This window comes from Tsukamurella sp. PLM1 (genome assembly GCF_023168325.1).
Lineage (GTDB): Bacteria > Actinomycetota > Actinomycetes > Mycobacteriales > Mycobacteriaceae > Tsukamurella.
This window is the reverse complement of sequence record NZ_AP025688.1, coordinates 1,632,299-1,657,637: the sequence shown is the minus strand read 5'-3', so window position 1 is coordinate 1,657,637 and position 25,339 is coordinate 1,632,299. Positions and strand designations below refer to the sequence as shown.

At 71.0% G+C, this 25,339-nt stretch carries 20 protein-coding genes and 6 pseudogenes; 9 read left to right on the top strand and 17 right to left on the bottom strand.

What is annotated here, in order from left to right; all coding sequences use genetic code 11:
- Positions 1 to 11: 11 nt before the first annotated feature.
- From pyrH to MTP03_RS08560, 9 genes and pseudogenes are all read right to left on the bottom strand, one after another.
- Entirely contained in the window at positions 12 to 743 is a 732-nt protein-coding gene (gene pyrH / locus MTP03_RS08600; RefSeq protein WP_248492096.1) for a UMP kinase, read from the bottom strand.
- 42 nt (positions 744 to 785) lie between these two features.
- A complete protein-coding gene (locus MTP03_RS08595) occupies positions 786 to 1,676 on the bottom strand; it encodes an SGNH/GDSL hydrolase family protein (protein ID WP_248491584.1) in 891 nt (296 codons plus the stop codon).
- A 46-nt stretch (positions 1,677 to 1,722) separates the two neighbouring features.
- Positions 1,723 to 1,968, bottom strand: a complete 246-nt coding sequence (locus tag MTP03_RS08590) for a helix-turn-helix domain-containing protein (protein WP_248492095.1) — start codon at positions 1,966 to 1,968, stop codon at positions 1,723 to 1,725.
- A complete protein-coding gene (locus MTP03_RS08585) occupies positions 1,943 to 2,482 on the bottom strand; it encodes a hypothetical protein (protein ID WP_248492388.1) in 540 nt (179 codons plus the stop codon). Before MTP03_RS08585 ends, MTP03_RS08590 begins: the two co-directional genes overlap by 26 nt.
- A pseudogene (locus tag MTP03_RS08580) lies at positions 2,479 to 2,873 on the bottom strand (VOC family protein). The gene MTP03_RS08585 and the pseudogene MTP03_RS08580 overlap by 4 nt, the downstream one beginning before the upstream one ends.
- A gap of 198 nt (positions 2,874 to 3,071) precedes the next feature.
- Positions 3,072 to 3,896: a translation elongation factor Ts gene (gene tsf / locus MTP03_RS08575; RefSeq protein ID WP_248491583.1), complete on the bottom strand. Its 825-nt coding sequence runs from the start codon at positions 3,894 to 3,896 to the stop codon at positions 3,072 to 3,074.
- Between the two features lie 47 nt (positions 3,897 to 3,943).
- Entirely contained in the window at positions 3,944 to 4,783 is an 840-nt protein-coding gene (gene rpsB, locus MTP03_RS08570) for a 30S ribosomal protein S2 (RefSeq protein WP_068524919.1), read from the bottom strand.
- A gap of 271 nt (positions 4,784 to 5,054) precedes the next feature.
- A pseudogene (locus MTP03_RS08565) lies at positions 5,055 to 6,592 on the bottom strand (alanine/glycine:cation symporter family protein).
- A 197-nt stretch (positions 6,593 to 6,789) separates the two neighbouring features.
- Complete coding sequence (locus MTP03_RS08560) at positions 6,790 to 7,290, bottom strand: TetR/AcrR family transcriptional regulator (RefSeq protein WP_248491582.1); 501 nt, start codon at positions 7,288 to 7,290, stop codon at positions 6,790 to 6,792.
- Between the two features lie 89 nt (positions 7,291 to 7,379).
- On the opposite strand from MTP03_RS08560, the gene MTP03_RS08555 reads away from it, so the two are divergent.
- A complete protein-coding gene (locus MTP03_RS08555; RefSeq protein ID WP_248491581.1) occupies positions 7,380 to 8,855 on the top strand; it encodes a carboxylesterase/lipase family protein in 1,476 nt (491 codons plus the stop codon).
- An 18-nt stretch (positions 8,856 to 8,873) separates the two neighbouring features.
- Here the strand turns inward: MTP03_RS08555 and MTP03_RS08550 are convergent, their stop codons facing one another.
- Positions 8,874 to 10,229: a dicarboxylate/amino acid:cation symporter gene (locus MTP03_RS08550; protein WP_248491580.1), complete on the bottom strand. Its 1,356-nt coding sequence runs from the start codon at positions 10,227 to 10,229 to the stop codon at positions 8,874 to 8,876.
- Between the two features lie 43 nt (positions 10,230 to 10,272).
- Positions 10,273 to 10,758, bottom strand: coding sequence for a nucleotide exchange factor GrpE (gene grpE / locus MTP03_RS08545; protein WP_248491579.1), 486 nt, complete (start codon positions 10,756 to 10,758; stop codon positions 10,273 to 10,275).
- 30 nt (positions 10,759 to 10,788) lie between these two features.
- On the opposite strand from grpE, the gene MTP03_RS08540 reads away from it, so the two are divergent.
- The 5 genes and pseudogenes from MTP03_RS08540 (at position 10,789) to MTP03_RS08520 (ending at position 16,861) form a co-directional block, all read left to right on the top strand.
- Positions 10,789 to 12,468, top strand: a complete 1,680-nt coding sequence (locus MTP03_RS08540; RefSeq protein WP_248491578.1) for an Hsp70 family protein — start codon at positions 10,789 to 10,791, stop codon at positions 12,466 to 12,468.
- Positions 12,469 to 12,473: 5 nt separating this feature from the next.
- Positions 12,474 to 13,094, top strand: coding sequence for a hypothetical protein (locus tag MTP03_RS08535; RefSeq protein ID WP_248491577.1), 621 nt, complete (start codon positions 12,474 to 12,476; stop codon positions 13,092 to 13,094).
- Between the two features lie 902 nt (positions 13,095 to 13,996).
- Complete coding sequence (locus MTP03_RS08530) at positions 13,997 to 14,437, top strand: hypothetical protein (RefSeq protein ID WP_248491576.1); 441 nt, start codon at positions 13,997 to 13,999, stop codon at positions 14,435 to 14,437.
- A gap of 156 nt (positions 14,438 to 14,593) precedes the next feature.
- Positions 14,594 to 15,784, top strand: coding sequence for a multidrug effflux MFS transporter (locus tag MTP03_RS08525; RefSeq protein WP_248491575.1), 1,191 nt, complete (start codon positions 14,594 to 14,596; stop codon positions 15,782 to 15,784).
- 10 nt (positions 15,785 to 15,794) lie between these two features.
- Positions 15,795 to 16,861: pseudogene (locus MTP03_RS08520) on the top strand (M48 family metallopeptidase).
- A gap of 3 nt (positions 16,862 to 16,864) precedes the next feature.
- Here MTP03_RS08520 and MTP03_RS08515 read toward each other — a convergent pair.
- On the bottom strand, positions 16,865 to 17,287 hold the full coding sequence (locus MTP03_RS08515; protein WP_248491574.1) for a Uma2 family endonuclease: 423 nt from the start codon (positions 17,285 to 17,287) through the stop codon (positions 16,865 to 16,867).
- 104 nt (positions 17,288 to 17,391) lie between these two features.
- Here MTP03_RS08515 and MTP03_RS08510 point away from each other — a divergent pair.
- Positions 17,392 to 17,907: pseudogene (locus MTP03_RS08510) on the top strand (M23 family metallopeptidase); the annotation flags it as partial.
- 210 nt (positions 17,908 to 18,117) lie between these two features.
- The gene (gene zwf / locus MTP03_RS08505) at positions 18,118 to 19,674 is read left to right on the top strand and encodes a glucose-6-phosphate dehydrogenase (protein ID WP_248492094.1); all 1,557 of its coding nucleotides are present in this window, start codon (positions 18,118 to 18,120) and stop codon (positions 19,672 to 19,674) included.
- Positions 19,675 to 19,677: 3 nt separating this feature from the next.
- Here the strand turns inward: zwf and MTP03_RS23105 are convergent.
- From MTP03_RS23105 to MTP03_RS08480, 4 genes and pseudogenes are all read right to left on the bottom strand, one after another.
- Positions 19,678 to 20,573: pseudogene (locus tag MTP03_RS23105) on the bottom strand (tyrosine recombinase XerC).
- 40 nt (positions 20,574 to 20,613) lie between these two features.
- Positions 20,614 to 21,297 carry a methionine ABC transporter permease gene (locus MTP03_RS08490; RefSeq protein ID WP_248491573.1) on the bottom strand — a complete coding sequence of 228 codons (684 nt, stop codon included), beginning with the start codon at positions 21,295 to 21,297 and terminating at the stop codon, positions 20,614 to 20,616.
- Positions 21,294 to 22,339, bottom strand: a pseudogene (locus tag MTP03_RS23100) (methionine ABC transporter ATP-binding protein). Before MTP03_RS23100 ends, MTP03_RS08490 begins: the two are co-directional and overlap by 4 nt.
- Positions 22,336 to 23,229: a MetQ/NlpA family ABC transporter substrate-binding protein gene (locus MTP03_RS08480; RefSeq protein WP_248491572.1), complete on the bottom strand. Its 894-nt coding sequence runs from the start codon at positions 23,227 to 23,229 to the stop codon at positions 22,336 to 22,338. Before MTP03_RS08480 ends, MTP03_RS23100 begins: the two are co-directional and overlap by 4 nt.
- 226 nt (positions 23,230 to 23,455) lie before the next feature.
- On the opposite strand from MTP03_RS08480, the gene MTP03_RS08475 reads away from it, so the two are divergent.
- A complete protein-coding gene (locus tag MTP03_RS08475) occupies positions 23,456 to 23,989 on the top strand; it encodes a YdeI/OmpD-associated family protein (RefSeq protein WP_248491571.1) in 534 nt (177 codons plus the stop codon).
- An 82-nt stretch (positions 23,990 to 24,071) separates the two neighbouring features.
- Here MTP03_RS08475 and MTP03_RS08470 read toward each other — a convergent pair whose 3' ends face one another.
- Positions 24,072 to 25,268, bottom strand: coding sequence for a hypothetical protein (locus tag MTP03_RS08470; protein ID WP_248491570.1), 1,197 nt, complete (start codon positions 25,266 to 25,268; stop codon positions 24,072 to 24,074).
- Positions 25,269 to 25,339 lie beyond the last annotated feature (71 nt).

The following is a 25,339-nucleotide window of genomic DNA, read 5'->3' as shown; positions in this document are numbered from 1 at the left end:
GGGTCCGGGCGTCAGGGCCGGACGAGAGTGCCGATCTTGTCCCCCGCGACGGCTCGGGCGATGTTGCCCTCCTCCAGGAGATTGAACACCAGCATCGGCATCTTGTTGTCCATGCAGAGGCTGAACGCGGTCGCGTCGGCCACCTTCAGGCCCTTCTCCAGGGCCTCGCGGTGGGTGATCTCCGCGAAGAGCTTCGCATCGGGGTTGGTGCGCGGGTCGCTGTCGTACACGCCGTCGACCGCCTTGGCCATGAGCACGACCTCGGCGCCGATCTCAAGGGCACGCTGCGCGGCAGTCGTGTCGGTCGAGAAGTACGGCATGCCCATGCCTGCGCCGAAGATCACGACGCGCCCCTTCTCCAGGTGCCGCTTGGCCCGCAGCGGCAGGTACGGCTCGGCGACCTGCCCCATGGTGATGGCGGTCTGCACGCGGGTGTCCACCCCCTCCTTCTGCAGGAAGTCCTGCAGAGCGAGGCAGTTCATCACGGTGCCGAGCATCCCCATGTAGTCCGACCGGGCGCGGTCCATGCCCCGGTTCTGCAGCTCCGCGCCGCGGAAGAAGTTGCCGCCACCGATGACGACGGCGATCTCGTGCCCGCTGCGAGCGACCTCGGCGATCTGCTGTGCCACCGTACTCACGACATCGGGATCGAGACCGACCTCGCCGCCACCGAACATCTCGCCGCCCAGCTTGAGCAGGACACGCTTGTAGCCGTGCCGTTCCCGATCCTGGTGGGTCTGGATGTCCGATTTCTGTTCCTGGGCGGTGTCCGTCACGGGTCCATCCTATGCGGGCGGCGCAGATCCTCGGAGCCGGTCCTCGATCAGGTTGCCCAGCGCGCGCTGTCCGGCCTCCGTCGGGTGCAGTCCGTTGGCCTCGGGCTCCTGCGCTTTGAGGTTCGCGCCGCCCAGCCGCACGTACGGATCCGGTTCGCACGCGGTGCGCTCCATCGGCGGCCTGACGTACATCACGCCCCGGTCGGCGGCCACCTCACCGATCAGCCTGTCGATGCCGCGGTACCAGACCCGCCAGTGGTCGACGTTCTCCACGGGCACCCCGGCCCCGCTCAGGCACGCGGCGTCCGGCGGACCTTCGAGCGGGAACAGCGGCAGGTACCCGACGAGGACGACCCGCACGTCGGGCGCGGCGGCGCGCTTCACGGCGTCGACGGTGGCCGCGTACTGGGCCCGCACGAAGTTCCACCCCGGGGAGCCGGGCGGATCCCGCCGGGCGACCTCGCCGCACGACGCGTCCGGGGCGCCGAAGCAGTGCACGACGATGTTCCCGAAGCCCAGCGAATTGGCTCCGACGAGGATCGTGACGAGACGCGTGAACGGGCCCACGCCGTAGAGCTGGGGCGAGGTGTTCGGCTTCGGCGAGGGCTGGGTGAGGTCATCGAGCGTCGCGCCCGAGCAGGATCGATCGGTGAACGTGTAGGGCTGCAGGCGCTGCGCGAGCACATGGCCGAGGTCGTCGCCGTTACGGGCGCACAAATCCATCGACTGCACCTTGCGGTGCGATCCCGAGGCGGCGTAGCTGTCGCCCATCGAGACGTACTGCGCCCCGCCGGGCAGATCGGGCAGGTAACTCGTGGCGTTCGTCTGATAGTGCGTGTAACCGCTGCCCCCGCCGATCAGCGTGGACGCGCCGGCCGCGACGACCACGAGGCACAGCACGAGTGCTGATGCGATTGCACGACGGATCCGGGACACCCCGGCGAGACTACAGGGGCGTGAACTCGCTCCTACGCCGAGCGAGGTACGCCGAGGGCGAGCACCCGAGGAAGCCGCGCACCTCGCGGCTCAGGTGCGCCTGGTCGGCGTATCCGGTGCGCGCAGCGACGTCCGCGGCGGGTGTCCCTCCTCGAGCGCGCGCCGCGCGGCGTCGTAACGCATGAGCCGGGCCGCCTGCTTGATGCCCATGCCGAACTCGGCGGTGAACTTCATCGCCAGGTACCGCGCCGACCAGCCGGACCGCTCGACGAGCTCGGCGACGGTGACCCGCCCCTGTCGCGCCGCGAGTACGACCACGCCGCCGCGGCGTCGGGCTGCACCTCGCGGCCGGAGGTGGCGTACGCCGCGAGGACCTCGGCCGCGACGGCCTCGCGGTTGGCGACCGGCGCCGCCGCCACGCGGCCGTACAACTCCCCCGCGAGCCCCGAGTGGAGCGCGCCGAGCTCGACGGCCTCACCGCCGAGCTCGGCCGCCGGGGCGCCGGTGAGCGCGCGGACCAGGCTGGGCTTCACATCCACCTGGACGCCGCGCTGGAGCCCGTCGTGGTGCACCAGGTACGGCGTGGGGTGCATGCCCGAGATGCAGAGGCGGAACGTGGTGCGGTCCGGTAGGCCCGGCCCCGTGAGGTCCAGGCCGTGCCCGAGGTCGATGATCATCGTCAGCGTCGGCGAGGGGACTGCGAGATGGGTGCCCGGGACGACGCCGCTGATGTCGTAGGCGGCCGCCCGGGCGATCCCGGGCGCCGTCACCCCGCGTAGGTACCGAAACTCCACGTGTTGCCCTCCGGGTCGGCGACGGTGAATCCCCTGGAGCCATAGTCCTCCTCGCGCATCTCCCGCACCAGGCGGGCGCCGAGTTCCTGGGCGCGGGCGTAGACGGCGTCGGGGTCGTGCACCACGACGTACACGCCGGAGGTGCCGGGCGGATTGCTGAGGGTGGTGTCGACCTTGCACAGGCTCGAGACCATCACCCGGCCCCGTCGGGCCAGAGCATCTCGGAGTGGATCACCTCGCCGTCGCCGTCCCCCTCGACGAGGATCCCGTCCTCGAAACCGATGCCGCGCAACCATTCCCGCGCCGCGAGCGGATCGTCGTAGGTGAGTCCGGGCCAGATGTTCGTGTCTTTGCGTATGTTGTTCATGCCTCAAGACTGGCAGCCGGCGGCACCGTCGGGCTTGAAGAAATCCGCACGCCCTCCTGCCCCCGAATTGAACGACGTTCTGGAGAGGAAAACCGCAGGTCGGAATCTCCGGAACGTCGTTCAATCGCACGGGGCCGACAGACGACGAGGCCCGCACCGACGTCATCGGTGCGGGCCTCGTGCGGGAGGACGGAGGAGTTACTCCTGGCCGACCTCGAAGCGGGTGAAGGCGAGCACCTTCACGCCGGCCTCGTCCAGCACCTGCTGGACGGACTTCTTGTTGTCGGTCACCGACGGCTGATCGGGAAGGACGGTGTCCTTGTAGTACGCGATCGTCTTGCCCTCGATGATCTTCGGCAGCGCCTGCTCCGGCTTGCCCTCGGCACGCGCGGTCTCCTCGGCGATGCGACGCTCGTTCTCGATGACGTCGGCCGGAACCTCGTCCCGGCTGGCGTACTTCGCCTTGAGCGCGGCGACCTGCATGCCGGCGCCGCGAGCGGCCTCGGCGGCGGCGTCGCCCTCGCCCGAGAACGAGACCAGCACGCCCACTGCGGGCGGCAGGTCCGAGCTGCGCTTGTGCAGGTAGACGGCGACGGGGCCGTCGTAGCGCGCGATGCGACGCAGCACGAGCTTCTCGCCCAGCTTGGCCGACGCGGCCTCGATGCGCGACGCGACGGTCTCGCCCTCGAGCGGCAGCTCGAGCACGGCCTCGACGGTAGCGGCGTCCGACGCGGCAGCGGCGGCGACGATCGCGTCGGCGAGCTGCTGGAACTCCTCGTTCTTCGCGACGAAGTCCGTCTCGGAGTTGAGCTCGATGAGCACGCCGTCCTTGGCGGCCACGAGGCCCTCGGCGGTGGAACGACCGGCGCGCTTGCCGACGTCCTTCGCGCCCTTGATGCGCAGCACCTCGACGGCCTTGTCGAAATCGCCGTCGGTCTCGGTGAGCGCGTTCTTGCAGTCCATCATCCCCGACCCGGTGAGGTCGCGGAGACGCTTGACGTCAGCGGCGGTGTAGTTCGCCATGTATGCGGCTCCTGTCTAAGAAGGGAAGGTCGTGCGACCGGAAACGATCAGGCTTCCGGGGTCTCGGTGGCCGGAGCCTCGGTCGCGGGCGCCTCGGCGGCGGGGGTCGCGACGGTGGCGGACTCCAGCAGCTCCTGCTCCCACTCGGCGAGGGGCTCGCCGGCGCCGGCCTCGGGCTTGGCATCGCCGGTGGCGACGCCCGCGCGGGCCTGCACGCCCTCGGCCACGGCGGACGCCACGACCTTGGTCAGCAGGGCGGCGGACCGAATGGCGTCGTCGTTGCCCGGGATCGGGTAGTCGACGAGGTCGGGATCGCAGTTGGTGTCGAGGATCGCGATGACCGGGATGCCCAGCTTGCGGGCCTCGCCCACGGCGATGTGCTCCTTGTTGGTGTCCACGACCCAGATGGCCGAGGGGACCTTGGCCATGTCGCGGATACCGCCGAGGGTGCGCTCGAGCTTGTTCTTCTCACGCGTGAGCATGAGGATTTCCTTCTTGGTGCGACCCTCGAAGCCACCGGTCTGCTCCATGGTCTCGAGCTCCTTCATCCGCTGAAGGCGCTTGTGGACCGTCTGGAAGTTGGTGAGCATGCCGCCCAGCCAGCGCTGGTTCACGTAGGGCATGCCGACGCGGGTGGCCTCTTCGGCGATCGACTCCTGGGCCTGCTTCTTGGTGCCGACGAAGAGGACGGTGCCACCGTGGGCGACGGTCTCCTTGACGAACTCGTAGGCCTTGTCGATGTAGGTCAGCGTCTGCTGCAGATCGATGATGTAGATGCCGTTGCGGTCGGTGAAGATGAAACGCTTCATCTTCGGGTTCCACCGACGGGTCTGGTGACCGAAGTGCGCGCCGCTGTCCAGCAGCTGCTTCATGGTGACGACAGCCATGATGCCTCTTTCGTAGTTGCAGTTGTCCACGCCGCGACGACCCTCGCTTCCGCTGGTCAGCGGTCGAGAGGCGATGCGCGGTGTCCTGGTGTTCCGCCGCACTGCACTCCTTCTACGAAGGAGACCGCGCTGCACGGCACGCCCGTTCGGGCGCCGGAGGAACACGCGTAGTCACTCCGCCATCTGGACGGAGTGCAGGGGCAAGTGTACGCCGGTCCCGTCGACCTGCGAAATCGTCGCGTTCACGCAGGTCGACGGTGCCGTCCGGGCGCTAGGCGCCGGCGCCTGCGGTCTCGCGCTCGACGGTCCGCTTCTCCCAGAACGTCGCGTTGACGATGCCGAGGGGCGTCGGGTCGAACTGCGGGTCGATCCCCATCTTCTGCTGCCGCTCGAAGTCCCGCAGCGCCTTGAACGCCGCGTTCTGCAGCACCAGGATGCCCAGGATGTTGAGCCACGCCATGAGACCGACGCCCAGGTCGCCCATCGCCCAGGCGTCCTCGGCCTCCGACACCGCGCCGATCGTGACCGAAACCAGGATCAGAATCTGCAGCAGCATCGTCAGCACGCGGCCGAGCGCAGAGTTGATCACCGGGATCACGGCCGTCGCGAAACGGCCCATGAGGAAGCGGAGGTTCGTCTCGGCCATGTAGTAGTACGCCACGATCGTGGTGAAGCAGAAGAAGGCCAGCGAGATGGCGATGAAACTCGGCCCCGCGCCGGTGAACACCGTGTCGAAGCCCTGCTGGGCGTACGCCGGCCCGACGCTCGGATCCCCCTCCAGCGCACCGCCGTCCTTGAGAACCCGACCCGACGCCGTGCCTCCGTCGAACACCTTGTAGGCGCCGGTCGAGAGGATGAGGAACGCCGTCGCCGAGCACACGAACAGCGTGTCGACGTAGACCGCGAACGCTTGTGCCAGTCCCTGCTTGGCGGGATGGCTGACCTCGGCCGCCGCTGCGGCGTGCGGGCCGGTGCCCTGGCCGGCCTCGTTCGAGTAGATGCCGCGCTTGACGCCCCATTCGATGGCGAGCCCGAGCGCCGCACCCACACCCGACTCAAGGTTGAACGCGGAGGCGAAGATCAAGCGGAGCACCTCGGGCACCACCGAGGCGTTGACGGCCATGATGACGATCGCGGCCAGGATGTAGAGGACCGCCATGAACGGCACCACGATCGCGGCGAACGTAGCGATGCGCTTGACGCCACCGATGATCACGAACGCCAGGACGATCACGATGCCGACGGCGGCGATCCAGGGCTCGATCCCCCAGGCGTTCTCCATGGCGACTGCCATGGAGTTGGACTGCACCATCGGCATCAGGAGCCCGCACGCGGTCACGGTGACGGCGGCGAAAGCGAGCCCGTAGATCCGCCCGGCCAACGCGCCTCTGGTGTGCGCGAATGCACGCGAGAAGTAGTAGGCCGGACCGCCGCGATACTCACCCGTGAGCCGGTCGCGCTCCTTGTAGATCTGGCCCAGCGTGCACTCGACGAAGGACGTCGACGCGCCGAAGAAGGCGACGAGCCACATCCACAGGACCGCGCCCGGACCGCCGAAAGCGATCGCGGTGGCGACGCCCGCGATGTTGCCGGTGCCGACGCGTCCGGCCAGCGACATCGCGAGCGCCTGGAAGGAACTGACCCCCGAGTCGGAGCTCTCCCCTTCTTCAACTGCCCCAGCATGGCCGGGATCTGGCGCACCTGCACCAATCGGGAGCGGATACTGAAGAAGATCCCCACCCCGAGACAGAGATAGATCAGGCCCTTGCTCCATACGTATTCGTTGAGAGTGGCCAGTAGCTCAGACATGGGAGAAACGATAAAGGCAGCTTCAAGGGATGGGAGCGCATCGGCGATCTTCTGTTACCGCCACGTAATCCCATCGCAAAAAGCGCCACCCGAAATCCCGCCTCAGCGCACGAACAGATCGTCGAGATGCCTATCGATCGCCGCGAGGGCGTCGGCGGGGGTGACGACACCCAGCTCCAGCAGGGGCGTGAGGCCGGTCAGCGCGAGCAATCGGTCCGCCTCCGTCGACGGTGCCCGGTCCCCGCGATCCGGCCGTCGGCGATCGCGCCCCGGACGAGTTCCTCGACCTGTGCCCGGCCGGCGGCCATCCCCGCGCGGGTGCGGGCGCGGATCCCCTCGTCGTGCAGCGCCTCGAGGACGTATGCGGCGTTCATTCTGCTCGTCACGCGCGAATCCGCGTGCAGCGGAAGCATCTCGACGAGCACCAGCCGGAGCACGTCGCGCGGGTGCGGGTCCGCACCGAGGTCCGCGAGCCCGGCCGCGACCCGGGCGGCGGTCTGCTCGGCGGCGAAGTCCATGGCGAACGTGAGCAACTCCTGCCTGGACGCGAAGTAGTGCTGCAGCTGGCCGTGCGACATCCCGGCCTCCTTCGCCACCTCGCGCAGGCTCAGCCGTTGCACCCCGGAGGCGTCCACCACGCGCCACAGCGCGCGGGCGATCGCCTCGCGGCGCTCGCGGTGATCGACCTGCTTCGGCACGGCTACCCCTTCCGGCTTTTCAATACACTTGAAATAATACAAGTGGATGATAACGTCGAAGTCAAGACACGCCGACACAGGGAGCCGATATGCAGGAACGACCGAGCGTCAGGACGGCGGAGGGCGTCGTCGAAGGCGTACACCTCGACGGAACAGTCGTCTTCCGCGGTATCCCTTACGCGCGGCCTCCTGTAGGGCCGTTGCGCTTCGCCGCACCGGAACCGGTGCTCCCGTGGGACGGCGTCCGGCCCGCGGCCGAGTTCGGTCCCCGCCTCCGCAGTCCGGGCCCGGGCCGAAGGCCGAGGGCCTCGGACGACGCGAACTGGCTCACCGTGAACGTCTGCACCCCGGATCCCGACGGGTCGGGACTACCCGTCCTCGTATGGATCTGCTGCGGCGGATACATGGCGGGCACCGCAGCGGACCCGATGTTCGACCCCACGGCGCTCGCGGCCGAGGGCCTCGTCGTCGTGAGCGTCCAGTGCCGCATGGGTGCGGAGGGGTTCGCGCTGCTCGACGGCGCACCGTCGAACCGGGGACTGCTGGACCAGATCGCCGCGCTGGAATGGATCCGCCGGAACATCGCCGCGTTCGGCGGCGACCCCGACGCGGTCACCATCGCCGGCACGTCGGGCGGCGCGGGATCCGTCGCCGCCCTGCTCACGATCCCCCACGCCCGGCCGCTGTTCCGGCGGGCGATCACCCACTCCGTGCCCGGACTGAACATCACCCCGGCGCTCGCGACGGAGGTCACGGCCGCGCTCGCCGAGCGCCTCGGCGTACCGTCCACCGCGGCGGGGTTCGCCGAGGTCGCGCCGCAGCGGCTCGCCGACGAAGTCACCGCCCTGTGCGCCGACGCGCCCGCGCACCGCGACCGGTGGGGTCGGCTCGCGCAACTGGGGATCGTCGTCTGCCCGGTCATCGACGGCGAGCTCCTGCGCGAGACCCCGTGGGAAGCACTCGCGACCGGCGGCGCCGAGGCGATCGATCTGCTCGCCGGGCACATGCGCGACGAGTTCCGGCTGTTCAGCGTCATGATGGGCGTCCGCGGCACGTTCACCGACGAGGACGTGGCCCGGGCACTGGACGTGTTCGCGCCGGCCGATCCGGCGGACTACCGCGCCGCGTATCCGCACGCGGGTGCGGACGAGCTGATGGAGCTGGTGTCCTCCGACGCCACCTTCCGGATGCCGTCGGTGCTGCTCGCGGACGCCAACGCCGCGGCCGGCGGCGCCACCTTCCTGTTCGAGGTGCGCTGGGAGACCGAGGTGTACGGCGCCTGCCACAGCATCGACGTCCCGCTCGCCTTCGGCACCCTGGACTGCCCGACAGGCGTCATGTTCTTCGGCGACGCCCCGTCACGCGCGGTCCGCGCGCTGTCGGACGAGCTCCTCGACGCGTGGGTCCGGTTCTGCGCCACCGGCGATCCGGGGTGGCCCCGCTACGACGCCGAGCGCCGCAGCACCCGACTCCTCGACGATCCTTCCACCACAGCGCCGTATCCCGAGGAACGCTCGCGCCGGATCTGGCAGGGCCGCCCGCCCGCGCCGTTCGCGCCCGCGTGACACGGCCGTTGCCACCGATCAGGCCGGCACCGCCACCGGCGCCGCGGACTCGTCGGCGTAGACATCCTTGCGCGGCGCGTTGTAGGCGTCCTGGTCGAGGATGCCCTCCTGCTTGGCGACGATGGTCGGGATCAGCGCCTGCCCCGTCACATTGAGCGCCGTGCGGCCCATGTCGACGATCGGCTCGACGGCCAGCAGGAGGCCGACGCCGGCCAGCGGCAGGCCCAGCGTCGACAGCGTCAGGGTCAGCATCACGGTGGCACCGGTGGTACCCGCCGTCGCGGCGGACCCGATCACCGAGACGATCACGATGAGCAGGTAGTCCGTGATCCCCAGCGGCACGTGGAAGTACTGCGCAACGAAGATGGCGGCGATGGCGGGGTAGATCGCGGCGCAGCCGTCCATCTTGGTGGTCGCGCCCAGCGGCACGGCGAAGGACGCGTACTCGCGCGGGACGCCGAGGTTCCGCTCGGTCACGCGCTCCGTCACCGGGAGGGTGCCGATCGAGCTGCGGGAGACGAAGCCCAGCTGCGCCGCGGGCCACACCCCGCTGAAGAACTGTTTCACCGACAGTCCGTGCGCCTTGACGATGAGCGGGTAGACCACGAATCCGACGATCAGCAGGCCCAGGTAGATAGCCCCGGTGAACGCGCCCAGCGAGCCGATCGCACCCCACCCGTAGGTCGCGACCGCCGTGCCGATCAGCGCGGCCGTGCCGATCGGCGCGAGCCGGATGATCCACCACAGCACCTTCTGCACGATCGCCAGCAGCGACGCGTTGAACGTGATGAAGGGTTCGGCCTTCTCCCCCACCTTCAGTGCCGCGATGCCGATCGCGGCCGCGACCACGAGCACCTGCAGCACGTTGAAGCTGAGCGAGACGGAACCGTCGGATGCCTTGGCCTGTAGCCCGAGGAAGTTGGACGGGACGAGGCCCGTCAGGAACGCCCACCAGGATCCGGTGCTCGACGGTGCCTTCCCCTCGCCCGTGACGGTGGTGTGCGCGCCCGGCTGCAGCACCAGCCCCAGGACGATGCCGATCACCACGGCGATGAACGCGGTGATCGCGAACCACAGCAGCGTCTTGCCCGCAAGCCGCGCCGCATTGGTCACGTTGCGCAGGTTGGCGATCGACGCGATCACGGCGGTCACCACGAGGGGAACGACGGCCACGGTCAGCAGCTTGACGTAACTGGAGCCGATCGTCTTGAGCGTGCCGACGAGCCAGTTGACGTTGCCGTCGGCCGCGGGTGCCATGTTCCGGGCCAGTAGGCCGAGCAGGACGCCGGCGATCAGGCCGACGACGATCTGGAAGCCGAAGTTCTTCAGCAACGGCGGGATGCGCGAAGGTGCCGCAGTGGTGGTGGAGGACATGATGGTGTGCAACGCGCGCCGCGGCCCGCCTGTTCCGCTGGAATCAGCGTGAGCGCAATACTCGCACCACCACCCGTGCAGGGCGTACGGAGCGGCCCGGCACCGTCAGGCCCGGGGCGATGACGTCCGCCACGGTCCGGTCGAGGGCCTCGTCGTCGGTGGCCGTGGTGTCCGATGCCTCCATCACGGCCGCGTCGAACAGGTCCCCCACGGCCGGCGTGACGACGGTGCCGCCGCGCCCCACGAGCAGCCGCTCGATCCGCGCCGCGACGGCGTCGAACGCGTCCCGTTCCCGGTCGGACTCGGCGGTCGCGGCGCACGCGGTCACGTCGCCGAGGAGCGCGAACAGTTCCACCACGAGCGGCAGGTCGGCCCCGATCCGGTCCTCGCTCGCGCGGGCCTGTTCGGCGTCCGCGAGCCGTTCGACGGTGCCCGCCTGCCGCGCCAGGATCCGGGCCAGGTCCTCCACCCGCTCCGCGAGCGCGTCCCGCGCCACCTGGCTCGCGGCGTCGGCCTCATCAGCAGTCATGGACCGACCGTAGCGCGCTACGATTCCGCCATGGGGGTGTACGGAATCGACCTGGGCACGACCAACTCGGCGATCGCGCGCATCGGCGCCGACGGCCGGCCCGAGATCGTGCGGGGGCTCGGCGGGGAGTCGACGGTGCCGTCGGTGGTGCTGTTCGCGTCGGCCTTCGACCACCTGGTGGGCGAGGGCGCGCGGCGGCAGGCGCGGCTGGACCCCGAGCACGTGTGCAGCCTGGTCAAGCGCCGCATGGGCGATTCCCAGTGGCGGTTCCGCGCGCACGGCGAGACGTGGTCGGCGCCCGCGGTGTCGGCCCTGATCCTCAAGAGCCTCGCCGGCGACGTGGAGTTCAGCGGCGGCGAGCCGGTGCGTCGCGTCGTGATCACGGTGCCCGCGTACTTCGGCGACGAGGAGCGGCGCGCCACCATCCAGGCCGGCACGTACGCCGGGTTCGACGTGGCGGGCGTGCTCTCGGAGCCGATCGCCGCGGCGCTGTCGTACGGCTTCGGGCGGATCGACGGCGGGGTCGACTTCGGCAAGACCGCCCCGCGCGAGACGGTCCTGGTCTACGACCTGGGCGGCGGCACCTTCGACGCCACGGTCATCGAGCTGGCCGACCGGCGCATCTCGGTACTGGCCGTGGAGGGCGATCATCAGCTCGGCGGTGCCGACTGGGACGAGCGGATCGCACTGCACCTGTCGCAGCGGTTCTGCGAGGCGAACCCCGACGCCGAGGATCCACTGGACGACTCCGCGGGCTCCCAGTCGCTCGTTCTTGCCGCGGAGCAGGCGAAACACGAACTGTCGCAGGCCGATCGCACCGAGGTCGTGGTCGCCCACGACGGCGCTCGCGCGGTCGTGCCGCTCACCCGGGCCGAGCTGGAGGAGATGACGGCCCCGCTGCTGCGGCGCACCGTCGAGCTGACCCGGGACTGTCTCGCCGCCGCCGAGCGGCGCGGCGCGGCGAAGGTGGACCGGCTGCTCCTGGTCGGCGGCTCGTCGCGGATGCCCGCGGTGGCCCGCGCTCTGCAGGACCAGCTCGGCCTCACCGGCGAGCTGCACGATCCGGATCTCGCCGTGGCCCGCGGAGCCGCCCTGTACGGCGAGAAGCTGGAGATGGAGCGCCTCGTCGCGGCCGACCTCGTGACGCGCGGCCTGCTACCCGACGGTGCGCCGCCCCTGCACGCCTCGGCGACCGCGCTCGACGAGTCGATCGGGCGCGTCGCGGCCTCGTTCGCGCAGCCCGTGTCGCTGGTGCGCCGGATGCTCGAGATCCAGGTGGACACCGTGATCTCCCGGGGCTTCGGCGTGCTCGCGGTGCGGGACCACGGCGAGCTGGGCGTCACCTGGCTCGTCGAGCGCAACCAGACGCTGCCCGTCCGGGTGCGCCGGTCCTTCGGCACGATGCGCGAGGACCAGGCGCAGATCGAGGTCACCGTGGTCGAGCAGCAGGGCCAGGTGGCCTCCCAGCGCCTGTCCGACGCGAAGCTGCTGGTGGAGGGCACGATCACCGACATCCCGCCCGGCTACCCCGCGGGGAGCGAGGTGCGCATCACCTTCGAGATGGGCTTCGACGGGGTGCTGCACGTGACGGCGCACCACGTGGACGCCGACATGCCCCTCACGCTGTCCGCGCAGACCGGCGCCATGCTCTCGCAGGCCGACGTGGCCCGCGAGCTCGACCAGGTGCAGCGCACGCGCCGGCGGGGATGAGCGCGATGGAGCCGTTCGACCCCAACGCCTATCGCAAGCGCGTCCTGGCCGGCGTGGCCCGCCGCGGCGGACCCGACCAGTCGGACGCGTTCGAGCTGTACGACCTCCCCCTCGACGGTGCCGCCGACCTGCCGGACGAGGCCGTCGCGGCCCGCATCGACGAGGTGTGGGGGTTCTGGCAGCGCCAGCGCGACCACCCGAAGTACCGTGCGCTGGTAGCCCAGCTCGTGGCGGAGCACGACCGCCGCAGCGCCGCGCTGCGCACCTCCGCCGACCGCCGCGCGGAGGAGCTGCGCGTCCGGGCGGCGCGGGACGAGCGCGACGCCGGACGCTATGCGATCCTCGACACCGCGATCTCCCGGCTGGTGGAGCGGCACGGCGGCGTGCCCGCCGAGAAGGTGGCGGGGCTCGAGGAGATCGGCGCGCTGGGCGGCCTCACCCCGGCCGAGGTGGCGGCCCGGCTGCGCCGGCACCGGGTGCTCCGGGAGCCTCCGCCCCCGCCGCGGCGGCACCGACGGGACTCACCGCGCAGCGCCGGGCGCAGATCAGCGCGCTGCTGCGCGAGTGGAGCGACCTGTGCCACGAGAGCGTGCCGACGTTGTTCGCGCTGCTCGGGCTCGCCGTGACCGATTCACAGGACACGGCGGAGATCCGCGAGCGGGCGGACATCCTGCACCGCCGCGCCCGGGAACTCCCGGCGGCCGCCCGCGCGCCGTCCTGGACGAGTTGGGCGTGCACGCGCGCGAGGTCCTCGTCGAGGGCGGGCCGCTGGCCGACGCGTACGCCGCGGCCGTGGTCGAGGACGTGACCGAGGCCCTGCGCCCCAAGGTGCGGGCCGCGATCCTCATCGAGGACCGGCTCGTCGGGCCCGATTACGAGTTCCTCGCGGACGAGGGCGTGAGCCTGGGGCTGGACCGCGCCGCGACGGAGCGGGTGCTCGCCGACCTCGCGGCCGAGTACGGCGGCGGCATCGGGCACGCCGCGCAGGCGCCCGCCCCGGCACCCGTTCCGTCCCGGCCGACCAACCCGTCGGCCCCGTCGAACCCGTCCACCCCGGCGCCCGCCCGGGGCACCGAGCCACGGCCGTGGGAGCCGCTGCTCAGGTCCGCGCGGGCGGCGCTCCGCCGGGGCCGTCCGGCGGAGGCCGCGCGCCTCGCCGAGGACGCGCGTTCGCTCGACGACGGGGCCGCGTCCACTCAGATCCGCTCGATCGCCGGCGAGGCGCGCCGCGTCCTGGACGAGGCCGCGCGGCTGTGGGGCGACGTCGCCGCGGCCCGGGCGGAACGGCGCTGGCCGGACGCCGCCCGGATCCTCGCCGACCTGCAGCGCCGCGCCGTCGACGCCCCGCCCCGGCCGGTCAGCCCGACCTGCAGACCGCGATCGAGGAGGCCCAGCGCGCCCTCGGCGCCGGCTCCGTATCCCCGGCCCCCGTACCCCCGACACCCGTGCCGGCACCGGACCCCACGCCACCGGCGCCGGCCTCCCCGCCCCGCCCACGGACGTCACCGCCCGTTGGGCCGACGGTGCCGTGCTCGTCGCCTGGTCCAGCACCCATCCGGGCGCGGAGTACCGGGTCTCGCGCGAGCAGCCCGACGGCACCTGGAAGGTCGTCGGCCGCACTCGCGAGACGACGCTCGAAGACGGCGGCGCGCCCCGTCGCGCCGTGCCCGCGTACGAGGTCGTCGCGGTCGTCGACGGCGTCGCATCCGCCCCGGCCCGGTCCATCGCGGCGCCGACGGCCGCCCCGGTCCGGGCACCGGAACCGCCGCGGACGACACCGTCGGGACCGGTTCCCGTGCCCGGCGGGCCGACCGCCACCACCGGACTTCCGGGCGTCACGGGAGTGACCGTCCGGGGTGCGCTGCTCACCTTCGACTGGCCCCACGGCGTGACCGAGGCGATGGTCGTGGCCCGGGCCGACGGTCCGCCCCACTCCCCACCGATCCCGCGGCCCGGTCGTGGAAGGTGACCAACACGCGCTACCAGATCGACGGTGGCGCACCGCTTCCCGCCGATCTCCCGCGCCCGTGTCACCTCGGCGTGGCCGCGTGCGGGCGCGGGCGGGCGGTGCCCTCGTCGTCTCCGGCGATTTCGCCCCCACCGCACACGTGCGGTTGGATTGAGGATGCCCGAATCCGGTTCCCGAGGCAACGTCCGGCTGGCCCTGATCCTGGGCGCACTGTCGGCGTTCGGTCCCATCACGACCGACCTGTACCTCCCCGCCCTGCCCGCAGCCGCTGCCAACCTCGGCGCTTCCCAACCCGCGATCCAGGCCACGCTTACGGCGTGCCTGATCGGGCTCGCACTGGGGCAGGTGTTCGTGGGCCCGCTGTCCGACTCGATCGGGCGGCGCCGGCCGATGATCGCGGGGATGGCGCTGTTCATCCTCAGTTCGCTGCTGTGCGCGGTCGCCCCGTCGGTGTACCTGCTGGACGCGGCCCGGCTGCTGCAGGGCCTCGCGGGTGCCGCGGGCATCGTGCTCAGCCTGGCCATCGTCCGCGACCTGTACAGCGGCGTCGCCGCGGCGCGGATGATCGCGATGCTCATGGCCGTCGGTGGCGTGGCGCCGATCGTCGCGCCACTGGCGGGCGCCCAACTACTGCGCGTGATGGATTGGCGCGGGCTCTTCGTGATCCTCGGGGTGCTGGGGATCGCGCTGCTGGCGATCGCGCTGGTCTTCGTCCCCGAGACGCTGGGGGCGGCGGACCGTCGGCCGGTGGGCTGGGGATCCGTGGCGGGCGGATTCGTCTCCCTCGCCAAGGACCGCAGGTTCGTCGCGCTGACGCTGACGGGCGGCCTCGCGTTCGCCGCGATGTTCGCCTACATCTCCACTTCGGCGTTCGTGTTCCAGGAGCATTACGGCTACAGCGAGACCGCCTTCAGCGTGGTGTTCGCGGCGAACGCGCTCGGCCTGCTCGCCTCGAACCTCACCGGGGGGCGCCTCGTGGGCCGGGTTCCCGCGGCCTCGCTCGTGTCGGCCGGGCTCGGCGGGATGCTCGTCGGCTCCGTCGCGACGCTCGCCGCGCTGGCCGCGGACAGCGCCCCGCTCGTGATCGCCGCACTGTTCGTCACGGTCTCCAGCCTGGGACTCGCGATGCCCACCACCGCCGCGCTGGCCCTCGAGGACCACGGCGCGCTGGCCGGGACCGCCTCGGCCGCGCTGGGGTCCGCCCGGTTCGTATTGGGCGGGATCGCGGCGCTGTTCGCGGGGATCGGCGGCGACCCGGTGGTGCTGGGAGTCTCGATGGTGGTGTGCGCCGCGGGCGCCGCGGCCGCCTTCGTCGTCGCCAAGCGGACGCCAACCGCAGCCCGGTAACGTGGCCACCATGACCGATTCAGTGTCCCGAACGTACCGTTCGCTTCCCGGCATCAGCACCCGTGCGTGGGAGCACCCGGCCGACCGCGCCGCGCTGGTGGCGCTGCGCAACCTCAAGGGTTTCGACACCGTGCTCAAGGCCATCTCGGCGCTGCTGCGCGAACGCCAGCACCGCCTGCTGTTCCTCGCGTCGGGCGTGCGCGTGGACGACCGGCAGTTCCCGCACCTGCACGACGTGCTGGTCGACTGCGCCCGCGTCCTCGACACCGACGCCGTCCCGGAGCTGTACGTGGTGCAGGATCCGTCGGTGAACGCCATGACCATCGGCATGGACCGCCCGTTCATCGTGATCAACACCGGCCTGCTCGAGCTCATGGACGCCGAGGAGCAGCGCTTCGTGGTCGGACACGAGCTCGGCCACGCACTGTCCGGGCACGCCGTGTACCGCACCATGCTGATGCACCTGCTGCGGCTGGCCGGCAGCTTCGGCTGGGTGCCGATCGGCGGCTGGGCGCTGCGGGCGATCGTGGCGGCGCTCATGGAATGGCAGCGCAAGTCCGAGCTGTCGGGCGACCGCGCCGGACTGCTGTGCGTGCAGGACCCGGACGTGGCGATGCGCGTGCACATGAAAACCGCGGGCGGGACGAAGCTCTCGGAGATGGATACGCAGCGCTTCCTGGCCCAGGCCGCGGAGTACGAGCGCACGGGCGACCTGCGCGACGGGGTGCTCAAGCTGCTGAACCTGGAGCTGCAGTCGCACCCGTTCTCGGTGCTGCGGGCGGCGGATCTCAACCGCTGGGTGGAGCGCGGCGACTACGGGCGGATCGTGGGCGGCGAGTACCCGCAGCGCGCCGACGACGAGAGGGCCAGCGCCGCCGAGGAATTCAAGACCGCGGCGCGCGGGTACAAGGAGAACTTCGACGCCTCCGCCGATCCACTGATCACCACGCTGCGCGACTTCGGGTCGTCGGCGGTGAACACCGTGGGCGAGGCGTGACCGACGTCGCCACCGGCGTGGGCCGCAAGATCGACGAGTGGCGCCGCAACTCGGCCCGCAAGCAGGACGGACAGCAGTAGCGCTCAGCCCCGGTCGGTGAGCGCGTCGAGGTCGATGGTGAGCGGGCGCGGTACGGCCGTGGTGAAGGTGCCGCGCACCGTCTCGCCGCGGTAGACACCGTCGACCAGCGTCAACAGCTGCGCGGACGGACCGTCGTCGAGGTCGACGATCCAGTACGCCTCGATCCCGGCCCGCTCGTACTCGGCACGCTTGACCACTTGGTCGGTGTGCCGGTTGCCGGGCGACAGGATCTCGACCACGAGACGCACCCGTTCCGCGGGCATCGGCTGCTCGGCGGGGCGCTCGAACAGCACCACATCGGGCACGCGAACCGTGGGCCGCGCGCCACGCGCGACCAGCACCTCTACCTCCTGCAGGCAGAGCAGCGGCGCCGGCGCCCGATCGAAGATCTGACGCCACAATTGCGAACTCGCCAGTGAATGCATCGGTCTCGGCATCGGCGCCACGTCCACGACCCCCGTACCAATTCGTACCGCGCCGATGTGTCCTCCCCCAAGGCACGCCACTGCTCCAGCGACATCGGCGCGGGATGCTGCGGTGCGGCGGTCATGTCGCGCATCCTACGCCGCGCGAGCCCGGACCCGGTCCGAAAGACCGGATTCAGCGGCGCCTGTGGATAACGCGATCTCCTCCACAGGCCCGACCCTGCGGACCGCTGTCCGACGGTGCCGTGCGGCAGGGTCGGTGCATGCGCATCATGACCGTGCTCCTGATCGCCGTCCTGCTGCCGGGGACGGCACCGTCCGCCCGCGCGGCCGGGGACTACGACTGGCCGCTGGACCCGCGGCCCGCGGTGGCGCGGCCGTTCGCGAACCCCGAGAAGCGCTGGCAGCCCGGCCACCGCGGGGCGGACCTCGCCTCCGAGCCCGGCCAGGCGGTGTACTCGGCCGGACCGGGACGGGTGCATCACGTGGGGCGGGTGGACGACCGGACGGTCGTCTCGGTGCTCCACCGCAACGGCCTGCTCACCACGTATGAGCCGATCGCCGAGGCCCTGGTGCGCGCGGGCGACGAGGTGGGGACCGGCACACCGATCGGCCGCCTCGCGGCCGGACACGCGGGCTGCCCGGCGGCGGCGTGCCTGCACTGGGGCCTGCGCCGGGGCGCGGGCACGCGGCGCAGTACTACAACCCGCTCCTGCTCGTCGGGGCCGCACCGGTGCGGCTGCTGCCGGACGCCGGCGCCGGGTGATGCCCGCGCGGAGGAGCGCGCCGGCCGGCCGGACACCGCGCGCACACCGTCGGCGAATGCAACGATGGACCCCGTGACGGACGAGAGCACGCCAGAATCCGAGACCGACCTCTCCAGCGAGGAGCGGCTCCAGCAGGCGCAGACCATCGCCTATCCCAGCAGCTACTCCGGGCGGCGCCGCAGTGCCCCGGAACACGACCCCACGGTGGTCGTGCTCTTCGGCGCAACGGGCGACCTGTCGCGCCGGAAGCTGCTGTGCGGCCTCGGGTACCTCGCCGTGTCGGGCCTGGGGCCGGACATGCGGGTGATCGGCACCAGCCTGGACGAGATGACGGACGAGCAGTTCCGCGAGTTCGCCCGCAAGTCCGTCGACGAGCTGGGCGCCCGCAAGCTGACGGCGGAGCAATGGGCCGAGTTCGAGCCCGACCTGTCCTACGTCAACTCCTCCGCCGGCCCCGAGGCGCTGGCGCGGGCGGTCGCCGAGAAGGAGCGCGAGCTCGGCGCCGACCAAGGCGTGCGGGTCCGGCGGCTGTTGTACCTGAGCGTCCCGCCGAAGGCCGCGACCACCGTGATCAACACCCTCGCCGAGGCCGGCCTCACCGAGGGCTCGCGCGTGATCATGGAGAAGCCGTTCGGCGAGGACCTCGAATCGGCGCTCGCGCTGAACGCCGAGGTGCACAAGACCTTCCGCGAGAAGCAGATCTTCCGCATCGACCACTTCCTGGGCAAGGAGGCGGCGCAGAACATCCTGGCGTTCCGGTTCGCCAACGGACTGTTCGAGCCGATCTGGAACCGCAACTTCATCGACCACGTGCAGATCGACATCCCCGAGTCGCTGGGGCTCGACGCGCGCGCGGCGTTCTACGAGCCCACCGGCGCCTACAAGGACATGGTGGTCACCCACCTGTTCCAGGTGATGGCGTTCGTCGCGATGGAGCCGCCCACCGCGCTGGAGCCGCGCGCCATCTCGGAGGAGAAGAACAAGGTCTTTCGCTCACTGGAACCGATCAACCCGGACGACGTGGTCCGCGGCCAGTACTCCGGCTACCGGCAGGAGAAGGGGGTCGACCGCGAATCGGACACCGAGACGTTCATCGCGCTCAAGGCCCGCATCGACAACTGGCGCTGGGCGGGCGTGCCGTTCTATCTGCGCACCGGCAAGAAGATGGCACAGGGCATGCGGATCATCTCGGTGGCCTTCAAGGAGGCGCCGAAATCGATGTTCCCCGCCGGGTCGGGCATCGGCCAGCAGGGTCCCGACCACCTCACGTTCGACCTCGCCGACGAGTCGAAGGTGTCGCTGAGCTTCTACGGCAAGCGGCCCGGCCCGGGGATGCGGCTGGAGAAGCTGTCCATGCAGTTCTCCACCGAGGAGACCGACCGCGCCGACGACGTGCTCGAGGCCTACGAGCGGCTGATCCTCGACGCCATGCACGGCGACCACACGCTGTTCACCACCGCCGAGGGCATCGAATCGCTGTGGGAACGCTCGATCCCGCTGCTGGACGATCCGCCGCCGGTCAAGCTCTACGAGCCCGGCTCGTGGGGCCCCAACTCAATCCACCAGCTGATCGCCCCCAACGCGTGGCGGTTGCCGTTCGAGCGGAGCTGGCGCGACTAGCGATTACGCGCGCGGGTGGGCCTGCTCGTGCGCGGCGCGCAGCCGCGCGACGGAGACGTGCGTGTACAGCTGCGTCGTCGCCAGCGAGGAGTGCCCGAGGAGTTCCTGCACGACGCGCAGGTCCGCGCCACCGTCGAGCAGGTGGGTGGCGGCGGTGTGCCGGAGCCCGTGCGGCGCCACTTCCCGGCCGCCCGGCACCGACCCGGTGACTTCGTGGACGACGGTGCGCGCCTGCCGCGGATCGAGCCGCCCGCCGCGCGCCCCGAGGAACAGGGCGGCGCCCGAGCGTTCGCCCGCCAGCTGCGGCCGGGCGTCGTCGAGCCAGCGGCGCAGCGCGGCGTCGGCGGGCGCGCCGTACGGCACCGTCCGCTCCTTGTCGCCCTTGCCGATCACGGCGAGCACGCGCCGCCCGTGGTCGACGGAGTCGAGGTCGAGCCCGCACAGCTCGCTGACGCGGATCCCGGTGGCGTACAGCAGTTCCGCGATCGCGAGGTCGCGCACCGCCACCGGATCGCCTTCCGCCGCGCCGGAGGCGGCGTTGCGCAGCGCGCGCTCGGCATCGTCGGACGAGAGGACCGCCGGCAGCGTGCGGCGCGCCCGCGGGGCCTTGAGGCGGACACCCGGGTCGGAGTCCAGGTGACCCGCCGGGCCGCCCAGGCGGTGTAGGTGCGCGCCGACGACGCCTGCCGGGCGAGCGTGGTGCGCGCGGCGCCCGACGCGGCGCGCTCGCCCAGCCAGGCCCGCATCGTCGGCAGGTCCAGACGGTCCGCCGCCACCCCGCGCTCGGCCGCGAAGGCGAGCAGCGCCGTGAGATCGGCGATGTAGGCACGCACGGTGTTCTCGCTGCGGCCGCGTTCGAGCCGCAGATACGTCTCGTACTCCGCGAGCCCTCCAGTCACACCTACACCATAGCCCCCAGCCGCCCCAGACGGGCAGGCGTCAGCGGTGCTGCAGACGACGGCTGAGCCGGTTGCCGAAGAACTGGGCGATCTGCACCACGATGATGAGCACCACGATCACCACCAGCGTCAGCTGCCAGTTGTTCTGCTGGTAGCCGTACTGCCGGGCGAAGTCGCCCAAACCGCCGCCACCGACGTAGCCGGCCATCGCCGACATGTCGACCACCGCGACGAACATGAAGGTGTAGCCCAGCGTGAGCGGCGCGAGCCCCTCGGGGATCACGACGGTGGCCAGCGTACGGAACCTGCTGGCGCCCATGGACCGCGCGGCCTCGACCACCCCCGGATCCACCGAGACCAGGTTCTGCTCCACGACGCGGCCGATCACGAACGTGGCCATCACGGTCATCGCGAACGCCGCGGCCTCCACGCCGATCCGGGTGCCGATGAAGACCTTGGTGATCGGCGCGATCGCGGTGATGAAGATGATGAACGGGATCGGCCGGATGATGTTGACCAGCACGTTGAGCACCGAGAAGACGCCGCGGTTGCTGAGCAGGTTCCCGGGGCGGGTGGCATATAGGAGCGTGCCGTACACCAGGCCCAACAGTCCGCCGACGATCATCGTGATGCCGACCAGGCGGACGGTCTCGCCGATCGCGTCCAGGAACACGTCCTGCGTGCCGGGCGGGAACACGTCGTCGAGGAAGGTCGGAAGGGTCATCGCTCGATCTCCTGCCCGGTCTGCGGGTCCTTGACGTGCGCGAGGGCGCCGAGCTCGGCGATCGCCGCCGCGACGACCGCGTCGTCGCCGGTCACCGAGTAGGTCAGCGAGCCGAACGGCCTGCCGCCCACCTCGGCGACGCCGCCGTACAGCACGCGTGCGCCGGCGCCGTGGCCGGCGAAGACCTCCGCCGCGTCGAGCGCGTCGGGCTCGTCCCGCACGTCCACCGTGACGACGGTGCCGGGCCGCGCGGCGTGCAGGCGCCGCAGGGTCTCGGGGGCCACGTCGTCGCCCACGGCGGCGTGGATCAGCGAGCGGGTGGCCTCGGACGTGGGCGCGGCGAACACGTCGTACACCGGCCCGTAGTCCACCAGCTCGCCGTGATCGAGGACCGCGACGGTGTCGCAGATGCGCCGGATCACGTCCATCTCGTGGGTGATCACCACGATCGTGGTGCCGAACTCGCGGTTGACCCGCAGCAGCAGGTCCAGGACCTCGCTGGTGGTGCCGGGGTCGAGTGCGCTGGTGGCCTCGTCGGCGAGCAGGATCTTCGGGTTCCGCGCGAGCGCTCGGGCGATGCCCACGCGCTGGCTCTGCCCGCCCGACAACCGGCTCGGGTACTGGCGCGCCTTATCGCCGATGCCGACGAAGTCGAGCAGCTCCGCGACCCGCTTGCGCCGCTCGGCCTTCGGCGTCCCGGCGAGGGTCAGCGGGTACTCGACGTTCCCCGCGACGGTCCGCGAGTTCATCAGGTTGAAGCGCTGGAAGATCATGCCGACCTGGGCCCGCAGGGCCGCAGGTCACGCTCGCCGAGCGAGCCGACGACGGTGTCGAGCACCCGAACCTCGCCCGACGTGGTGGACTCGAGCCCGTTGATCGTGCGGATCAACGTCGACTTGCCTGCACCGGACTGGCCGATCACGCCGGTGATCGAGCCCTCGGGGATCGAGAACGTGACGTCGTCGAGAGCCTTGGTCGTGCCGAAATCCCGGGTGGCGCCCAAGAATTCGATCGCCACCCGGGGAGCGCCGGCCTCGGTCACTTGCCGTGGGCCTTGACCTGCTCCTGCAGCTTGACGGTGATCTGCTGCAGTTCGGCGGCGGTCTTCTCGATGAGGATGAACGTGTCGCCCTTGTCCTTGCGCAGTGCCTCGACGACCTTCTGGTCGTGGTACAGCTTCGCCAGCTGCAGGTACTTGGCGTTGTCCTTGTCGGCCTCGCGCACGACGAACGCGTTGATGTACGGCTCCGACGCCGGGTTCGCCGGGTCGTCCTTGGCGATGATCAGTTCCTTACCGAGCTTGGCGTTCTCGGCGGGATCGTTGTTCACCACGGCACCGTCGACGCTGTCGAGGCTGAGCGCGGTCTGGTTCGCGTCCACCGTCTTGACCGAGACCTTCGAGCCGGCCTGGTCGATGTCGGCGGGGGTGACGAACGGGTTCTGCTCGACCTTGAACTTGATCAGGCCGGCCGAGTACAGCACCAGCAGGGCGCGGGAGAGGTTGGTCGGGTCGTCGGGGACCACGATGGTGCCGCCCTGCGGCACGTCGGCGACCGACTTGTGCTTCTTCGAGTACAGCGGCAGCGGGTAGATCGCGGTCGCGCCGATCGGCACCAGCTTGGTGTTGTTCTTCGCGTTGTAGTCCGCGAGGTACAGCAGGTGCTGGTACTCGTTGATGTTCAGGTCGCCGTCGTTCAGCGCGGCGTTGGGCTGCTTGTAGTCGCTAAAGTTCTTGAGCTCGACGTCGATCCCCTGATCCTTCGCGAGGCCCTTGTATACCTGCCAGAACGCCTGGGCGCCGTCGGTCACGCCGATCGTGACCGCGTCGCCGTCCGAGCCCGAGCCGCACGCGGCGACACCCGAGGCGAGGGCGATGGGCACGACCAGGGCGAGCGCGAAACGCTTCATCTTCACGGCTTTGTTCTCCAACATCGGTTCGGTAGGGGATCTCCCAGCCGGGTGAACGATACCTATCGGTTAGCACATCGCAGACACGAGTCGGGGGCTCGACGGTGCCCGCGCTCCGTTGACCTGGTTCGACGGTGCGCCGCCGATTTCGCTCATGCGTGTGCGAAACCGATCAGGATTGAAGAAGCCGCGCGGCCACGGCCGCTCGTAGCCTGGGATCACACCATCCGAACCTGCGAGGAGAGCAGCCATGGCCGCCAAGACCACCGCCCCCGTCCGTTTCAGCGCCACCGTGGAACAGCTCGGCGAACGGCTCCTCGCCCGACTCCCCGCGGAGGCGAGCGCGGCACTCCCCTCGCGTGGCCAGGTCGCGGTGACCGGCACGCTGAACGGCGCCGAGTTCGCCACCGTCGTCGAGCCGGACGGGCGCAAGGGTCACTGGATCCGGCTCGACGATGCCGGGCTCGCCCCCGGCACGGAGGTCGCGCTGGACATCGCGCCGACGAAGGCCTGGCCCGAGCCCGAGGTGCCGGCGGATCTCGGCGCCGCCCTGGACGACGCTCCGGACACGGCGGACGTGTGGACCGACATCACGCCCATGGCGCGCTGGGAATGGGTGCGCTGGGTGGGCGCCACGAAGAGCGATGCCACCCGCGCCAAGCGCGTGGACGTGACCATCTCGAAGCTCCGCAACGGCAAGCGGCGCCCGTGCTGCTTCGACCTCGCGTCGTGCACCGATCCCGAGTTGATGAAGAACGGCGAGTTGTTCGACACCACGGACTGATTCGCCGACAGCTGTCGATGCCGGGCGAGGACGTGCCGGTGGCCGGCCCCGCAGTGCGGGCCGGCCACCGGTGTGCGGTCGCTCAGTCGTTGCGCGACGGCGGGAACTGCCCGCCGGGCCGCCCCTGCTCCGGATCGGGGCCGGGGCCCCACCGGTCCGGATCAGGGCCCGGCTGCCAGCCCTGCTGCCATCCCTGCTGCGGGTGTCCTGCGCCGCCGTGCTGCGCGGGCGGGTTCCCGTACTGCGGCTGCCCGAACGGCTGCTCGCCGTACTGCGGCTGGGTCGGCTGCTCGCCGTAGGCCTGCTGCCCGGGCTGCTCGCCGTAGAGCGGCTGTCCCGGCTGCTGGCCGTGGTGCTGCGCGGGCGGCTGCGTGGGCAGAGCGCCGGTGGGCGGCTGCCCGGAGAACGCCTGGGTCTGCTGCTCGGCCGGACCACCGGCCTGGGCCGGGGGCTGGCCCGGGTGCGCCGCTGCGGGCGCCTGCGCGCCCGGCACCGCCGCGGGAGCCTGCTGCCCTCCGGCCGCCTGCCCGAGGCCGCCCAGTGGACGCTGGGCCTGGCCGTGCCGCGCGGTCGAGCGGTTGGCGGCCTCGCGCTCGGCCCGCCGGGCCGGGATCTCGGTCTCCGCCTTGGTCAACCAGCCCTCCCAGCGGTCCTGCATGGGCCGGACGAGCCCGCCGCCCACGCCCACGACGATCACGCCGCCGATCGTGGCGAGCACGGCGACGAGGACGGGCGTCGTGACGGTGGTGGCGACCCCGATCTGATTGAGAGCCGCGATGATCCCCGCGCCCCAGATGAACAGCGAGGCGATGGTCGCGAGCAGCGGACCGTACGAGGCGCCGCCGAGGGCGCCGCCCACGATGTCCTTGACCGCCTTGGCGATCGCCGCGACGATGACGATGATCAGGATCGCGATGAACAGCTTGGGCAGCCATCCGACGAAGCGCGACAGCAGATCGCCGATCGGATTCGGACCGAACACCCCGATCGCGAGTTGCAGGGTGATCAGCAGGATCGCGTAGTACACGACCTTGGACAGCAGCGTCGACGCGTCGTAATCGCTCCGGGCGAGGACGTTCTGCAGGCCGCTGCGCTCGGCGAGGCGGTCGAACCCGACCTTGGCCAGGACCTTGGAGATCACCTTGGCCAGGATCTTCGCGACGATCCAGCCGATGATGAGGATGACGAAGAACGCGAGCAACTTCGGAACGAAGGTCGCAACGGAACTCCAGGCGTCGGACAGACCCGCGCCGTAGTCGATGGCGAGTTGGGAGGTCATGCGCATTTCCTCTCGATCAGCGATACCCGAGTACGCCGACGGCGCGGCGGGATATCCACGGAAAGGACTGG

Coding starts and splice junctions, on each gene's coding strand:
- rpsB (WP_068524919.1), bottom strand. CDS start 4,783: ATGGCTGTCGTCACCATGAAGCAGCTGCTGGACAGCGGCGCGCACTTC.
- grpE (WP_248491579.1), bottom strand. CDS start 10,758: ATGACTGCTGATGAGGCCGACGCCGCGAGCCAGGTGGCGCGGGACGCG.
- MTP03_RS08490 (WP_248491573.1), bottom strand. CDS start 21,297: ATGACCCTTCCGACCTTCCTCGACGACGTGTTCCCGCCCGGCACGCAG.
- MTP03_RS08515 (WP_248491574.1), bottom strand. CDS start 17,287: ATGCATTCACTGGCGAGTTCGCAATTGTGGCGTCAGATCTTCGATCGG.
- MTP03_RS08475 (WP_248491571.1), top strand. CDS start 23,456: ATGGCCGCCAAGACCACCGCCCCCGTCCGTTTCAGCGCCACCGTGGAA.
- MTP03_RS08535 (WP_248491577.1), top strand. CDS start 12,474: ATGGAGCCGTTCGACCCCAACGCCTATCGCAAGCGCGTCCTGGCCGGC.
- MTP03_RS08525 (WP_248491575.1), top strand. CDS start 14,594: ATGCCCGAATCCGGTTCCCGAGGCAACGTCCGGCTGGCCCTGATCCTG.
- MTP03_RS08470 (WP_248491570.1), bottom strand. CDS start 25,268: ATGACCTCCCAACTCGCCATCGACTACGGCGCGGGTCTGTCCGACGCC.
- MTP03_RS08555 (WP_248491581.1), top strand. CDS start 7,380: ATGCAGGAACGACCGAGCGTCAGGACGGCGGAGGGCGTCGTCGAAGGC.
- tsf (WP_248491583.1), bottom strand. CDS start 3,896: ATGGCGAACTACACCGCCGCTGACGTCAAGCGTCTCCGCGACCTCACC.
- zwf (WP_248492094.1), top strand. CDS start 18,118: ATGGACCCCGTGACGGACGAGAGCACGCCAGAATCCGAGACCGACCTC.
- MTP03_RS08480 (WP_248491572.1), bottom strand. CDS start 23,229: ATGTTGGAGAACAAAGCCGTGAAGATGAAGCGTTTCGCGCTCGCCCTG.
- MTP03_RS08540 (WP_248491578.1), top strand. CDS start 10,789: ATGGGGGTGTACGGAATCGACCTGGGCACGACCAACTCGGCGATCGCG.
- MTP03_RS08550 (WP_248491580.1), bottom strand. CDS start 10,229: ATGTCCTCCACCACCACTGCGGCACCTTCGCGCATCCCGCCGTTGCTG.